The sequence below is a fragment of the Aeromonas sp. 75A genome (assembly GCF_051919425.1).
Taxonomy (GTDB): Bacteria; Pseudomonadota; Gammaproteobacteria; order Enterobacterales; family Aeromonadaceae; genus Aeromonas; species Aeromonas veronii.
The window spans coordinates 3802932-3816986 of record NZ_JBQBES010000002.1 but is presented as its reverse complement, the minus strand read 5'-3'; the positions used below and the strand labels follow the sequence as shown (position 1 = coordinate 3816986).

Here is a 14055-nt window from a genome sequence, read left to right as displayed (position 1 = left end):
CACGGCTCTTGTGCATCAAGGAGTTAGCGATTTTGCCATGCCGCAAATCCTGCTCAGGCGCTGTGCAAGCCATCGTGGATGGTCTGGGCCAGCTCCTGACTGATGCCAGGTACCTTGGCCAGTTCATCCACGCTCGCCTTTTTGACCTCCTGCAGGCCGCCCAGATATTTGAGCAGTGCCTGCCGCCGCTTTGGCCCCACCCCCGGAATATCCTCCAGACTGCTGCTGGTGCGGGCCTTGGCCCGTCTGGCCCGGTGGCCGGTAATGGCAAAACGGTGGGATTCATCGCGAATATGCTGAATAAGGTGCAAAGCGGGCATATCTGCCGGTAAATGCAGCTCTTCGTGGCTCTCCCCCATGATGAGTGTTTCCAACCCCGCCTTGCGGGTGACCCCCTTGGCAATCCCCACCAGCAGCGGATATTTGCCGCCGAGGAACTCCAGCTGACGGGCCAGGATCTCTTCGGCGCGGCGCAACTGGCCGAGGCCGCCGTCGATAAACAGCACGTCCGGCACCTTGTCCGGCTCCTGCTGCTTGCCAAAGCGGCGCTCCAGCGCTTGCTCCATCGCCGCGTAGTCATCACCGCCAGTGATACCGTCGATGTTGAAACGACGATATTCCGATGAGAGCGGCCCCTCCCGGTTGAACACCACGCAAGAGGCCACCGTGCGCTCCCCCATGGTGTGGGAGATATCGAAACACTCCATGCGGGCAATGGGGCGCTCCAGCTCCAGCAGCTCTTCCAGCTGGTCGTAGCGCGCGGTGATGGTGCTCTTGTGAGCCAGCCGCGATCGCAGCGCTGTCTCGGCATTGATGGAGGCAAGCTTGATAAAGCGGGCCCGTTCGGCGCGGGTTCGGCTCACCACCCGCACCTTGTAGCCTGCGGTCTGGCTCAGGGTCTCGGCGATGGCGCTCTCATCCTCCAACGCCACATCGAGCAGCACCTCACTCGGGATCTGCCGCCCCCCCTGCCCCGACAGATAGAACTGCAGCAGGAAGGATTGCACCACCTCGTCGAGCGGGGTATCGGCCGGCACTTTCGGGAAGTAGCTGCGCGAGCCGAGCACCTTACCCTGGCGGATAAAGAGCACGTGGATGCAGGCCGCACCTTGCTGGAAGGCGACCCCCACCACATCCAGCTCGTCCAGCACGTTGCCACTCACCGACTGCTGTTCGGTGACCCGGCGCAGCGCCAGGATCTGATCCCGATAGCGGGCCGCCTCTTCAAAGCGCAGATCACCGCTGGCTGACTCCATCTTGCCCACCAGTTCGCCAATTACCTGCTGGTTCTTGCCCGCCAGAAACAGCTTGGCCAGCTCCACCTGCTGGGCATATTCGGCCTCGCTCACCAGTCCGGGTACGCAAGGGCCAGCGCAGCGCTTGAGCTGATAGAGCAGGCAAGGACGGGTGCGGTTGGCATAGACCGCATCCTCGCACTGACGCACCGGAAAAATCTTCTGCATCAGATGCAAACTCTCGCGCACCGCACCGCCAGAGGGGTACGGGCCGAAGTACTCCCCCTTCACCTTGCGAGCGCCGCGATGGACGCCGATGCGCGGATGCTGGTGCGCGGTGATGATGATCCAGGGGTAGGATTTGTCGTCTCGCAGCAGCACGTTATAGCGAGGCTGGTACTGCTTGATGAGGTTGTGCTCGAGGATCAGCGCCTCAGTCTCGGTGTGGGTGACGGTGACCTGGATATCGGCTATCTGGCGCACCAGGGTGCGGGTTTTGATGCTGTCAACGTTGGAGCGAAAGTAGGAGGCGAGCCGCTTTTTCAGATCCTTGGCCTTGCCCACGTAGATCACGGTGCCACCGCTGTCATACATGCGGTAGACGCCGCTCTGATGGGTGACGGCGCTCAGAAACGCCTTGCTGTCGAAGAGAGGTTCGGGAGAGAGGGTCATCAGCTACTCGGCTCACACAAAGGCAAAAATTGACGGGCAGAGCATACTGCCCTCGCCGCCCGAAAAGCAAAGGGGCAGAAAAGCAAAAAGGCGGCACGCGCCGCCTTTGTGACCACACGCCACCCGATTAGAGGGTATCGGCATCCAGCATGCCATAGCGAATGGCCAGATGGGTCAGTTCCACGTCACCGTTGATCCCCAGCTTGCTGAACAGACGATAGCGGTAGCTGTTGACCGTCTTCGGGCTCAGGTTGAGCTGCTCGGAGATATCGGTCACCTTCTGCCCCTTGGTGATCATCATCATGATCTGCAGTTCGCGCTCGGAAAGGGACTTGAAGGGATTCTCGTCAGCGGAGGCAAACTGGCTGAGGGCCATCTGCTGGGCAATCTCTGGGGAGATGTAGCGCTGACCGGAGTGCACCAACCGGATCGCCTGGATCATCTCGTCGGGAGCAGCCCCCTTGGTCAGGTAACCGGCGGCGCCTGCCTGCATCACCTTGGTGGGGAACGGATTTTCTGAATGAATGGTCAGCACTATGATGCGCACATCGGGGCGGATCCGCAGAATTTTGCGGGTCGCTTCCAGACCACCAATACCCGGCATGTTCATGTCCATCAGGATCACGTCCGGATGGTGTTGGCGACAGAACGTAACTGCAGTCTCGCCGCTCTGTGCTTCGCCCACCACCTTGATCCCGCGCACATCTTCAAGAATGCGTCTTATCCCTGTACGCACCAGCTCATGATCATCGACCAGGAATACATTTATCACCCAAACACCCCGTTTTATCTCGTTTTAGCCGCCCGGTTAGGGTTAACAGGGCGTCTTGCATCATAACCAAACTCGTCGCTTTGGCAAACCATGCACGCCAAAAGTTTGAGAAAACCCATGTTTAGCGTTTAAAATCAAATAATTATATACATTTTCAAAACAAAAAACGGTGCCTTGCGACACCGTTTTTCATGACGTTAGTGCTGTGGCCATCACTTGGCCAAAAAGGCCCGCACCTTCTCCAGATCGGCCTGGGTATCCACCCCGACCGGCGGTGCTTCAAGGGCTTGGGCGACGTGGATCTTCTCCCCATACCAGAGCACCCGCAGCTGCTCCAGCGCCTCGACCTGCTCCAGCACGCTCGGCGCCCAGTCTACATAACGCAGGATAAATCCGGCGCGATAGGAGTAGATGCCGATATGGCGCTGGTAGTGGTCACCAATTTGCTCGTGACTGTTGGCAAAGCGATCCCGATCCCAGGGAATGCTGGCGCGGCTGAAGTAGAGGGCGTAGCCATCCTTGTCAGTCACCACCTTTACTGCATTGGGATTGAACGCCTCTTCGGCATCCTTGATCGGCACCGACAAGGTCGCCATCGGCGCCGTGGCGGCGGCCAGATTGTCTGCTACCTGACGAATGATTGCGGGCGGAATGAGCGGCTCATCCCCCTGCACGTTAACGATGATGGTATCGGCGGCAAAGCCGTAGTTGCGGCACACCTCGGCCAGACGCTCGGTGCCGGACTGGTGATCCGGTGAGGTCATGCACACCTCGACGCCGGTGCTCTGCAGTGCCTGCTGTACCCGCTCGTCATCGGTGGCAACGATCACCCGATCGGCACCGGATTGCAGGGCTTTCTCTACCACGTGCTGCACCATGGGCTTGCCATGGATATCCGCCAGCGGCTTGCCCGGCAGACGGGTTGACGCATAGCGGGCGGGAATAACGACGACGAAACTCATGACGGCAGCTCATCGCTGTTGAGCGGACGGGCACGGTTCTCCAGTAGTACCGGGATCCCCTCCTCCAGCGGATAGGCCAGCTTGTCGAAGCGGCAGACCAGCTCATGCACGGCCTTGTTGTAGTGCAGCTTACCCTTGCAAACCGGGCAGGCGATGATGTCGAGCAACTTGATGTCCAAAGCCAAAACGATACTCCTTCAACGATGTCGCGCTGGCGGCTTCATCACGCCAGCGATGGATGTCGAGCAACCAGATATTCCATACGGGGCATATCACCCCCTGCTCTCCCGCCGAGGCGAGAGAGACTAATCTTGTGCCTTGGCAGCGCCCTTCGCCCCCAGCTTGTGCAGCAGGGTGTCGAGCAGGGAGGCGGGCAACTCGGCACTGACCGGCAGATACCACCAGTTATCGAGGGCAAACGCGCGGCACTTGACCGCATCCTTCTCGGTCATCAGCAGTGGCTTGCTGGCAAAACGGCCCACCAGCTCATTCCTATCGAAGGGGTGATGATCGCCGTAGGCTGCCTGCTGATCCAACTGATAGCCGAGCCCCTCAAGGGTGGCGAAGAAGCGGGGTGGATGACCGATCCCCGCCAGCGCATCAACCGGACCCGACAAGGGGGCGGCCAGCGGTGCATCGTCGTGCACCCGACGCAGGGTATCGGCGACCAGTTGCATGGGGTACTCCCCCTTGCCCGGCTCGCCGCCGTTACAGATGATGGCGTCCACCCGCTTGAGACGAGTGACAGGCTCGCGCAGCGGCCCCATCGGCAGCAGGCAGGCGTTGCCAAAACGGCGAGCGCCATCCACTACCACCAGCTCGATATCGCGGGCCAGTGCGTAGTGCTGCAGGCCATCGTCGGTGATGATGATATCCACCTCACCGCTCTGCTCCAGCAGTCGTACCGCATCGGCCCGTTTCGGAGCCACCACCACCGGGCAGCCGCAGCGCCGGGCAATCAGCACCGGCTCATCTCCCGCCTGCGCCGTGGTGCTGGCGGCATCGAGCCGATACGGGTAATGGGGCGCCTTGCCACCATAACCACGACTCACCACTCCGGGGCGATAGCCACGGGCTTGCAACTGCTCCACCAGCCAGACCACCACCGGCGTCTTGCCGTTGCCCCCCACCGAAATATTGCCCACCACGATCACCGGCAAGGAGGCGCGATACCCCTTGCGCCAGCCGTGGCGATAGGCGTAGCGGCGGGTGCCGCTGATGATGGCAAACAGCAGGGCAAAGGGGGCCAGCAACCAGCGCCAGCCACTCTTTGCATACCAGAGCCGTTCCAGCATCAGGCCTTGTTTCCCGCGTTACCAAACTGAATGGCACGCAGCTGGGCATAAGTGCCGCGCTGATCCATCAATGCTTCGTGGTTACCGCGCTCGACGATATGGCCTTCGTCGATAACCAGGATCTCGTCCGCCTTCTCGATAGTGGAGAGGCGGTGGGCGATCACCAGCGAGGTACGGGCCTTGCAAAGCTCGTCGATGGCCGCCTGAATGTGGCGCTCGGACTCGGTATCGAGGGCCGAGGTGGCCTCATCCAGCAGCAGAACCGGCGCATCGCGCAGCAGGGCGCGCGCAATGGCGACGCGCTGGCGCTGACCGCCGGAAAGAGAGGCACCATTCTCGCCAACCACGGTGTCGTACCCCAGCGGCATCTTGCTGACGAACTCGTCGGCATGGGCGATGCGAGCGGCCTGCACGATCTGGTCACGGCTGTACTTGTCTTCTGCCGCGTAGGCGATGTTGTTGGCCACCGAGTCGTTGAACAGGTGGACATGCTGGGAGACCAGCGCGTACTGCTTGCGCAGCTCGCTCAACTTGTATTCGCGGATGTTGATGCCGTCCAGCAGGATCTCGCCCTGATCGATGTCATAAAAGCGGGTCAACAGGCTGGCGATGGTGCTCTTGCCGGAGCCGGAACGGCCCACCAGCGCCACCGATTTACCCGCATCAACCTTGAAGCTGACGTTGTGCAGCGCCGGAGTATCCTTGGTCGGATAGGTGAAGGTGACGTTGCGAAACTCGATCTCGCCGCGGGCACGCTCCAGAGTGAGAGTGCCGGTATCCTGCTCCGGCTCGGTGTCGAGCAGGCCAAACAGACTGTGGCAGGCGGTGATGGCGCGCTGGAACTGGTTGTTGACGTCGGTCAGGCTTTTCAGCGGTTTGAGCAGCATCATCATGGAGGTGATCATGACGGTAAACGTACCGGCAGTCAGGGTTGATTTGACGCTGTCAATGGTCGCGACGTAGAGGAAGGCCGCCAGCGCGATGGAGGCAACCATCTGCACTACCGGGCTGCCGATGGCATCGGCGGCGACCATCTTCATAGTCTGCTGGCGCATGTTGTTGCTGACCTGGAAGAAGCGTTTCTCTTCCACCTTCTGGCCACCAAACATCAGCACCTCTTTGTGCCCTTTGAGCATCTGCTCGGTGGAGGTGGTGATATCCCCCACCGCCTGCTGAATGTGACGGCTGATCTGGCGGAAACGACGGCTGATAAGGCCGATGATGACCCCCACCAGCGGGCCAACCACCAGGAAAATTACCGACAGCTGCCAAGAGTGCCAGAACATCAGGCCGAGCAGACCGACCACGGTCGCCCCTTCCCGCACCAGGGTCACCAGCGTGGTGCTCGCAGCCGAGGAGACCTGGCTGGCGTCATAGGTCACCTTGGAGAGCAAATGACCGGTGTTCTGGCGGTCGAAGAAGCTCATCGGCATCGCCACCATGTGATTGAACACCTGCTGTTGCAGACGCATCACAACGTGGTTGCCGACCCAGGCCATGCAGTAGTTGGAGAGAAAGTTGGCGACACCGCGCAGGGCCACGATGCCGAGGACGAAGAAGGGCATCCATTTCAAAACGGTGCTGTCGTTGCCATTAATGCCCTGATCGATCAGCGGCTTGATGGAGTAGACAAAGGTGGTATCCACGGCGGCGTAGCCCAGCATCCCGATGATGCCACCGACCAGGCCCAGCTTGCGATCACGGACATAACCGAGCAGGCGTTTGAATACTGGCCAGCTCTCTTGTGAGGTTTCTTGTTGCATGAATAGCCGTTAGTAATGGAAATGACGGGCTATTCTAGCCAAAGCGCAGGCTTACACCAAGCGCCGCCACCTATATCGCATTCCTACACGGCAGAAATGGCGGATTATTGCTCAAACCACACTCGCGGTCGCCACCACTCACCACTGCGCCGGTACCAGGGCCCCAGATCTCGCTCGGCGGTGACGCTCAAGCCCGCTGCGGTGGGTTCGACCAGCATCGCCCCTTGCTGACCGGTGATCCACTGGCGGGCATCCCGATAGCGGGCCACCACATCTGGACGGGGAAAGCCCCACTGATTCATAAAACCGGCGCTGTGGATCACATCCTTTGCCGCCACCGCCGCGACAAACGGGGGCGTGGAAGAGGTGCGGCTGCCATGATGGGGGCTCACCAGCAAGGTGCTGGCCAACCCCTCTCCCTCCAGTGCCACCAACCGCTGCTCGGCTTGCCGCTCGATATCTGCACTGAGCAGCACGCTGCGCTCGCCATCGCTGATACGCACCACGCAGCCATCGTTATTGCGCCCGCCACCGGGGCGCTCGGGCCAGAGCACTGCAAACGAGAGCCCCTGCCAGCGCCACTGTTGCCCACGCTGGCAGAGCGTCGTTCCCTCACTGAAAGGGTAAGAGGAGAGCTCGTAGCGCACCGGCATGGCGCTGAGCAGTCGCTTGCGATTGCCGGCATGGTCCCGATCCTTGTGGCTGATGATGAGGCGATCGATGACCCGGATCCCCAGATGGCTCAGCTGGGGCAGGATCACAGCATCCGCCATGTTGTAGCCTCCGGGATAGCGATCACCAGTGTCATAAAGGATGGCACGCTCCCCCTTGCTGATCAGCACCGCCAGCCCCTGCCCCACATCCAGCACCCTCAGTTGCCAGCGGGCCGGATCAGGCCAGCACGCCAACACCAGCGCAAGGGCGCCCGGTAGCCAGAGCCAGCGTGCCGGGCGCCACTGCGCGGCGAACCAGAGCAGCAACAGCAGGGTGCAAAGCGGCAGCCACCAGCCGGGTAGTGGCCACCACAGTTGCAGTTGATCGGCCAGCCAGCTCAGGATCGTCAGCACCCACCCGAGCCCCAGATCCGCCAGCCAGAACAGGCCATAGGCGAGCGAGGTGGATAGCGGCGCCAGCAGCACACCGATCAGCGCCAGCGGGATGATGGCGATACAAAAGAGCGGCACCGCCAACAGGTTGATCACCATGGCAAGGGGCGCTATCCCCTCGAACAACGTCAGTTGCAACGGCAGCAGACCGAGCAGCAGCCAGAGCTGGATCTGCCAGAGCCCCGGCTTGTCGTGGACATATCCCACCAGCAGCAAGATGGCCACAGCCAGAAACGAGAGCCAGAAGCCGGCCGAATAGAGGGCGAAGGGATCCCAGAGGGTCAATACCACAAAGGCCCACAGCCAGATGCGCCAGGCCGGCCACTCTCGCCGGCTCCAGCGCAGCACACTCCACACCAGCACCATGATCAGGGCCCGCTCGGTGGCCACCGCAAATCCGGCCAACGCGCTGTAGACGGCGGCAAACAGCAGGGAGGTTATGATGGCGCCGCGCAGACCAAACAGCCTGCCCAGCCACCACCCGAGCACCGCAACCAGCGCGATGTGTTGCCCTGAGATGGCGATGATATGGGTCAGGCCGCTGCCGCGAAACAGCTCCCACTGGGCATCCGTGATACCGCTCTGCTCGCCAAAAGTGAGCGCCGCCAGCAAGGGGGCATAGTCAAGCGGACGCCAACTCTCGGTCGCGGCCCCCAACCAACGTTCACGCCAACCCGCAGGTGCCTGTTGAATGTCGATCACCCGGCGCAAATTGCCGGTGGCGGTGATCCCCTTGCCCAGCAGCAGACGCCGCCCATCCAGCCCCGCCTCGTTGGCCAGACCGTGAGCCGGTTTCAACGAGGTCACCAGGGTGATTCGGCTGCCCACTGTCATGGCGGGTAATGCCTGATAGGCATTGACCCGGATCAGGGGCTCAGGTGTCACCGGTTGCTCGTCGAGGGTGCTCACCCGCAGCAGCAGCCGGACAAATTTATCCCCCTCGGGCTCTGCACTTTGCAGCTGTGCGGTTATCATGTGGCTCGTCTGATCACCCAACCGCTCCAGCCAGGCCAGCCGATAGGCAAAATTGGCCTGCATCCAGAGGATGCCGAGCAGGAGAAATAGCCACCGCCAGGCACGGCAATATGCAAGGGGGATCAGCAGGGACAGCAACAGGCCCCCCCATGCGAGTGAAGGTAACCATGGCCAGAGCAGTGAGGAGCTTGCCCCCAGGGCAAACGACAACAGACGCAGATCCATGGAGCAAGTATTTAGCAAGGTTTCAATATGCCCAAACAACTCATTAAACGCTGGATGCCCGATCAGCAAACCCTGAAAGAACACAAGCACCTGCGGCTGTTCGGCAAACTGCTGCTCGATGCCAACCTCTGGCACCTCAACCGCCGCTCGGCCGCCGGGGCTTTTGCGGTGGGCCTCTTCATGGCCTGGGTGCCGCTCCCCTGCCAGATGCTGCTGGCCGCCGGTGGCGCCATCCTGTGCCGGGTCAATCTGCCGCTCTCGGTGGCGTTGGTCTGGCTCTCCAACCCCTTTACCATGCCGCCCCTGCTCTATGGTGCCTATCTGGTGGGTTGCCAGCTGCTGGGACATTCGGCGCAGCAGATAGAGATTGAGTTCACCTGGGAGTGGCTGGTCTCGGTACTGGGCACAGTGGCACCGCCGCTGTTGCTGGGCTCGCTGATCCTGGCCCTGCTCAGTTCCCTTATCGGCTACACCCTGATCCGCACCTTCTGGCGGATCAGCACGGTGCGCCAGTGGCAAAAACGCAAGATGGCACGCCCATGCTGAGTCGCTGGTTTGCCCGCTTCAAGTTAGATCCCGATACCCTGCGCCAGCAGAAGTGGTTTGCCCTGTTTGGTGAGCGACTGCTTGCCCCAGCCCTCTGGCAAGGGGGAACACGCGCCCTGAGCGGCGCGGTAGCGGCCGGGATCTTCGCCTGCTGGTTCCCAATCCCGATGCATTCGCTCATCGCAGTCGGTCTGGCGCTGGCATTCAGCCTCAACCTGCCACTGGCGCTGCTGGCGGTCTGGTTCAACAATCCGCTGACTTTGCCGTTCATGTACCTCTACGCCTATCGCACCGGTTGTCTGGTACTGCACCAGACGCCGGAGCCTTTCCACCTCAGCTGGACCCTCCACTGGCTGGAGCAGGAGGCGGCCACTCTGGTGCCCCCCTTCCTGCTCGGCAGCCTGCTGCTGGCGGTACTCACCGCCCTGAGCGGCGGCGCCCTGACCGCGCTGCTGCTGCAACTGCGCAAGCTGTGGCAAGGTGCCCGCCACCACTGAGCCCCCCTTACCCTTGTTTGGCGATCAGCCGTTGACGATCAAAAAAGCCCGTCACCAAGGTGACGGGCTTTTTCATGGCATAGTGCCAGAGCACAAGGCAATGCGATTACAGCACCTTGGCGATCGCCTCGCACAGGGGATCGATGTTGGCGCGGGTGATCCCGGCCACGCTGATCCGGCCTGAGCCGACGATGTAGATGGCAAATTCGCTCTTGAGGCGCTCAACCTGATCCTTGGAGAGACCGGAGAAGGAGAACATGCCGTTCTGCTCGCGGATAAAGCTGAAATCCTGGCTCACGCCGAGGGCAGCCAGCTTCTCTACCAGCAGTTCGCGCATCTCGCGAATACGCACCCGCATGGCCGCAACTTCTTCGACCCACTCGGCATAGAGAGCCGGATCGCTCACCACGGCGGTGACCACAGCGGCGCCGTGTGACGGCGGGTTGGAGTAGTTGGCACGAATGACGGTCTTGACCTGGGTGAAGGCCACATCGGCGATCTCTTTGGTCGCGCTCACCAGCGTGAAGGCGCCGACCCGCTCGTTGTAGAGGCCGAAGTTCTTGGAGAAAGAGCTCGCCACCAGCAGCTCGTCATGGCACTCGGCGAAGATACGCAGGCCTTCAGCATCCTCTTCGATACCACGGGCAAAACCCTGATAGGCGAAGTCAAACAGCGGCAACCAGCCGGCAGCAGCACTCTGCTTGGCCAGCGCGCGCCACTGATCGCTAGTGGGATCGATACCGGTCGGGTTGTGGCAGCAACCGTGCAGCAGCACCAGCTCACCCGGCTGCACTTCGGCCAGCGAGGCCTGCATGGCGGCAAAGTCGAGTCCCTTGGTGGCGGCGTCGTAGTACTTGTACCACTTGACGGTCAGGCCCGCGGCCTGGAACACGCTGACGTGGTTGGCCCAGGTGGGATCGGAGATCCAGATGGTCTTGGCCAGACCGTTGCGCACCACAAATTCGGCCGCGATACGCAGGGCACCGGTACCGCCCGGCGCTTGCGCGGTCTTGGCGCGGCCACTGGCAACCAGCGCAGAGTGCTGCCCGAACAGCAGTTGCTGCACGATGCGGCCATATTCGATATTGCCTTCAATACCGAGGTAGTTCTTGGTCTTCTCGTCGGTCAGCAGCTTCTGCTCGGCTTTCTTGACGCAGTGAAGAATTGGGGTGGCACCGGACTCGTCCTTGTAGATCCCTACGCCCAGATTGATCTTGTGGCTGCGAGAGTCAGCGCGGAAGGCTTCGGTCAGGCCCAGGATCGGATCCGCTGGGGCGGCAACAACCTTTTCAAACATGGTATTCCCTGTATTCCGTTGAGTTCGTTGGGTGGCAAAGCGGCTTGATAAACAAAAGCGCTCATCTGGCGAGCGCTTCGTCAACTCTTTATATCACCGCGTTCAATGAGGGAAAACCGCTTTTTGGCTCGCTTTCAGACCAATTTCAACCAACGGCATGCCACGCTGGCGCCAGTGCGCACACCTCGGCCGACAAGCCACCATTGGACTCAACCAAACCGCTACAAACTGCTAACAATGACTTGGGGATCCGGCTCGGCTCCCAGTGCCTAGCCTCAGTCAAAGGTTGGGCATACGCACTGAGAATGGGGGCCAGATCACGAGGCAGCCACCAGCTGGCCGGACGGCCCAAGCGCTGGGCCAACGCCTGCAGCCTATCCACCCCGGCAGGGTCGAGGGCGGTGAGATGACTCCACAACACATTGGGGGGCAAGGCGGCAACTACCTGCTGCAAGGCTAGAGGAGCCGATGGGGGAGCCCACACCAGCAAGGTGCCAGCATCAAGGGGCAACTCGGCAAAGGCGCCGACGCTGTCTGTGGTGATCACCCGCTCGATACTCCCCTCCCCCCACAGGATCTTGCCAAGACCCGCCAGGGTGCGCTCGGGCAGCGCCACCTCCCCCAGCGCCTGCAACCAGGGGGCGGCGTCGATCAGGGTGCCGCCGCTGAAAAAGAGGCTGAACGGCTGGACGGCGCGCAAGCGCAACAGCTGATCGGCACAGAGCCGGATCCCCTTGTCCTCGAAATCAATCTGCTCGTTGGGGGTGAAGTTCACTTCGCTCTTGCGATAGAGCGCCGCCAGCACCCGTTCGTTGACCAGCTCCCCCAATTGCCAGCCCTGAGCATGCAACCACTCCTCGGGCTCGGGGGGCGCGGTGGCGATCTCGGCCAGCATCAGCTCGCGGGTGAGATAGCGGCGTCCGGCCGGGGTGAGCTCATAGCTGTGGCTGCCATGGGCGAGCAGCAGCTGGTTATCCTTGAGCAGGCCCACCAGCGGTTGCCACTGGCGGCCACGGATCACCACAGGTGAGTGGCTCAGCAACTGCTGCGCCAGCGCCCGCCATTCGGGGTGACTAAAGTCGATCAATTACAATCCATCCCTGTCAGTGCTCAATCGGATAAACAAACAGCCTGAAAAGGTACCGTTACAGACCGATGACGCCAAGCCTCCCGCGCCAATTACGTGACCTCGCTCCCTGCAATATTCCCCAAACAGAAGAGCCCACCGTGGGGTGGGCTCTTCCTTGGATCACACTCGATGCTTATTCGATGTTGAGGCGCAGCTCAGCATCGTGCCAACCCAGTGGCAGGGTCAGCAGCTGATCGATCAGCTCCCGGCGATCGGATTTCTCCAGATAGGCGAGATAGAGCGGACGGCTCAGCGGCTGCCCCCCCTCGACCAGATGGAGCGTCCCCTTCTCGAGGAAGGGGCTGACCATCCGCCGTGGCAGGTAGGCAGCGCCACCGTTGGCCAGCACAAACTGCAACGCCATGCTGGCGGAGCTGGAGTGCAGCACCGGGGTCTTTTGCAGGCTCTGCAAACGGCTGGGTTGCGGCTCGAAGCTGGTGCCCCAGTCGAGGTGGATGTGCGGCATCTGCATCAGGTTGTCGGCATTGGCGGCCGGATCCCGGCTCACCAGCTCGAACACCAGCTCACCGATGGGATGCAGGGCAATCTCGTCGATCTTGGTGGGCTCGGAGAGCAGGGCCAGATCGAGGGAGCGCTCCAGCAACTGGCGGCAGAGGTGCTCGCGGGAGGCTGTTTCCAGCCGTACCGCCAAACCGGGCGCCAGTGCATAGATGTGATTGAGCCAGTCGTTGAAATCGAGCTCCCAGAACACCGCGGGCGCGCCGATGGCCAACTGCTGGCTGAATCCCGGTGAGAGCGCCACATCCTGCTTGGCGCGACCAAGGGTGTGCAAGATGGCGTCTGCATAGGGCAGCAGACGCTCACCGGAGGCGGTCAGGCGGATGTTGTTGCGATGACGGGCAAACAGACTGACACCCAGTTGCTGCTCTAGCTGGCGGATCCGGAAACTCACCGCCGACTGGGTCAGGTAGAGATTTTCAGCAGCCCGGCCAAAATGCCGGGTCTTGCTCACCTCGATAAAGGTCCGAAGCAGCTCGGTATCCATTAATCGATGGACTCGTCACTGCCACCACCGCTGCCACCACCGACATCAAAGCTGCCGCCACCGCTGCTCTCTTCGCTGGCGCCGCCAACAACGGTGCAGAGGCGATGAACGCGCTTGGGACCGATCACCTTGAGGTACTTGAACCACACCTTGGCATGGGGGTTGGCACCGGCTTCGCCGGATTTGACCTGCTCGACGAAGGCGGACTCGACATCGTCACGGGGTGCAAGGTTGCCCTGGTAGAGTGCCAGCATGGCGGTACCATACTTTTCCAGACTGTCCGCTTCGGCCACAGTGAATTCGCCACTGCGACGCAGGCCACGGGGAAAATGTTTGAAGTCGTTGAAACGCTTGTCTGATTCGAAGCTCATAGTGCTCTTTTTTCTGGTTAGTTTGACCTTTGCGGGCAAGTATCATCAGGCCATCGCCGAGTGCAAAATCAATTTTCTCACTATGTTAATAAATATCTTTTATCGAAGTCACTTTGCCCCATAGCTGACGCCGATTTTGTGGCATAATACACAAAAAACGTTGATAAATAATAAACTTATGTAAACGTGCAGCCAATTTGCACG

The 14055-nt window shown here is 61.1% G+C and carries 13 protein-coding genes; 2 read left to right on the top strand and 11 right to left on the bottom strand.

What is annotated here, in order from left to right:
• Positions 1–53 precede the first annotated feature (53 nt).
• The 7 genes from uvrC to ACTG2T_RS17770 form a co-directional block, all read right to left on the bottom strand.
• Positions 54–1907 carry an excinuclease ABC subunit UvrC gene (gene uvrC, locus ACTG2T_RS17800; RefSeq protein WP_330125564.1) on the bottom strand — a complete coding sequence of 618 codons (1854 nt, stop codon included), beginning with the start codon at positions 1905–1907 and terminating at the stop codon, positions 54–56.
• Positions 1908–2034: 127 nt separating this feature from the next.
• A complete protein-coding gene (uvrY, locus tag ACTG2T_RS17795) occupies positions 2035–2679 on the bottom strand; it encodes a UvrY/SirA/GacA family response regulator transcription factor (RefSeq protein WP_005337448.1) in 645 nt (214 codons plus the stop codon).
• Between the two features lie 212 nt (positions 2680–2891).
• Positions 2892–3641: a 3-deoxy-manno-octulosonate cytidylyltransferase gene (gene kdsB, locus ACTG2T_RS17790; RefSeq protein ID WP_330125563.1), complete on the bottom strand. Its 750-nt coding sequence runs from the start codon at positions 3639–3641 to the stop codon at positions 2892–2894.
• Positions 3638–3826, bottom strand: coding sequence for a Trm112 family protein (locus tag ACTG2T_RS17785; protein ID WP_005347033.1), 189 nt, complete (start codon positions 3824–3826; stop codon positions 3638–3640). The genes kdsB and ACTG2T_RS17785 overlap by 4 nt, the downstream gene beginning before the upstream one ends.
• Before the next feature lie 120 nt (positions 3827–3946).
• On the bottom strand, positions 3947–4936 hold the full coding sequence (gene lpxK / locus ACTG2T_RS17780) for a tetraacyldisaccharide 4'-kinase (protein ID WP_330125562.1): 990 nt from the start codon (positions 4934–4936) through the stop codon (positions 3947–3949).
• On the bottom strand, positions 4936–6699 hold the full coding sequence (msbA, locus tag ACTG2T_RS17775) for a lipid A ABC transporter ATP-binding protein/permease MsbA (protein WP_330125561.1): 1764 nt from the start codon (positions 6697–6699) through the stop codon (positions 4936–4938). The genes lpxK and msbA overlap by 1 nt, the downstream gene beginning before the upstream one ends.
• Positions 6700–6803: 104 nt before the next feature.
• Positions 6804–9005 (bottom strand): DNA internalization-related competence protein ComEC/Rec2, encoded by a 2202-nt coding sequence (locus tag ACTG2T_RS17770; protein WP_330125560.1) that lies wholly within the window; start codon positions 9003–9005, stop codon positions 6804–6806.
• A gap of 27 nt (positions 9006–9032) precedes the next feature.
• Here ACTG2T_RS17770 and ACTG2T_RS17765 point away from each other — a divergent pair, with 27 nt between their 5' ends.
• The gene (locus ACTG2T_RS17765; RefSeq protein WP_069555024.1) at positions 9033–9551 is read left to right on the top strand and encodes a DUF2062 domain-containing protein; all 519 of its coding nucleotides are present in this window, start codon (positions 9033–9035) and stop codon (positions 9549–9551) included.
• Entirely contained in the window at positions 9545–10048 is a 504-nt protein-coding gene (locus ACTG2T_RS17760; RefSeq protein WP_042081972.1) for a DUF2062 domain-containing protein, read from the top strand. Before ACTG2T_RS17765 ends, ACTG2T_RS17760 begins: the two co-directional genes overlap by 7 nt.
• A gap of 106 nt (positions 10049–10154) precedes the next feature.
• Here ACTG2T_RS17760 and ACTG2T_RS17755 read toward each other — a convergent pair whose 3' ends face one another.
• The 4 genes from ACTG2T_RS17755 to ACTG2T_RS17740 all read right to left on the bottom strand — a co-directional run bounded on the left by ACTG2T_RS17755 (position 10155) and on the right by ACTG2T_RS17740 (position 13851).
• Positions 10155–11345, bottom strand: a complete 1191-nt coding sequence (locus ACTG2T_RS17755; RefSeq protein WP_005347039.1) for an amino acid aminotransferase — start codon at positions 11343–11345, stop codon at positions 10155–10157.
• A gap of 145 nt (positions 11346–11490) precedes the next feature.
• Entirely contained in the window at positions 11491–12432 is a 942-nt protein-coding gene (locus ACTG2T_RS17750; protein ID WP_330125559.1) for a hypothetical protein, read from the bottom strand.
• A gap of 175 nt (positions 12433–12607) precedes the next feature.
• Positions 12608–13480: an HTH-type transcriptional regulator HdfR gene (gene hdfR, locus ACTG2T_RS17745; RefSeq protein WP_330125558.1), complete on the bottom strand. Its 873-nt coding sequence runs from the start codon at positions 13478–13480 to the stop codon at positions 12608–12610.
• Entirely contained in the window at positions 13480–13851 is a 372-nt protein-coding gene (locus tag ACTG2T_RS17740; protein WP_005350885.1) for a DUF413 domain-containing protein, read from the bottom strand. The genes hdfR and ACTG2T_RS17740 overlap by 1 nt, the downstream gene beginning before the upstream one ends.
• Positions 13852–14055: the final 204 nt, after the last annotated feature.

Coding starts and splice junctions, on each gene's coding strand:
- uvrC (WP_330125564.1), bottom strand. CDS start 1,907: ATGACCCTCTCTCCCGAACCTCTCTTCGACAGCAAGGCGTTTCTGAGC.
- kdsB (WP_330125563.1), bottom strand. CDS start 3,641: ATGAGTTTCGTCGTCGTTATTCCCGCCCGCTATGCGTCAACCCGTCTG.
- lpxK (WP_330125562.1), bottom strand. CDS start 4,936: ATGCTGGAACGGCTCTGGTATGCAAAGAGTGGCTGGCGCTGGTTGCTG.
- msbA (WP_330125561.1), bottom strand. CDS start 6,699: ATGCAACAAGAAACCTCACAAGAGAGCTGGCCAGTATTCAAACGCCTG.
- ACTG2T_RS17770 (WP_330125560.1), bottom strand. CDS start 9,005: ATGGATCTGCGTCTGTTGTCGTTTGCCCTGGGGGCAAGCTCCTCACTG.
- ACTG2T_RS17765 (WP_069555024.1), top strand. CDS start 9,033: ATGCCCAAACAACTCATTAAACGCTGGATGCCCGATCAGCAAACCCTG.
- ACTG2T_RS17760 (WP_042081972.1), top strand. CDS start 9,545: ATGCTGAGTCGCTGGTTTGCCCGCTTCAAGTTAGATCCCGATACCCTG.
- ACTG2T_RS17755 (WP_005347039.1), bottom strand. CDS start 11,345: ATGTTTGAAAAGGTTGTTGCCGCCCCAGCGGATCCGATCCTGGGCCTG.
- hdfR (WP_330125558.1), bottom strand. CDS start 13,480: ATGGATACCGAGCTGCTTCGGACCTTTATCGAGGTGAGCAAGACCCGG.
- ACTG2T_RS17740 (WP_005350885.1), bottom strand. CDS start 13,851: ATGAGCTTCGAATCAGACAAGCGTTTCAACGACTTCAAACATTTTCCC.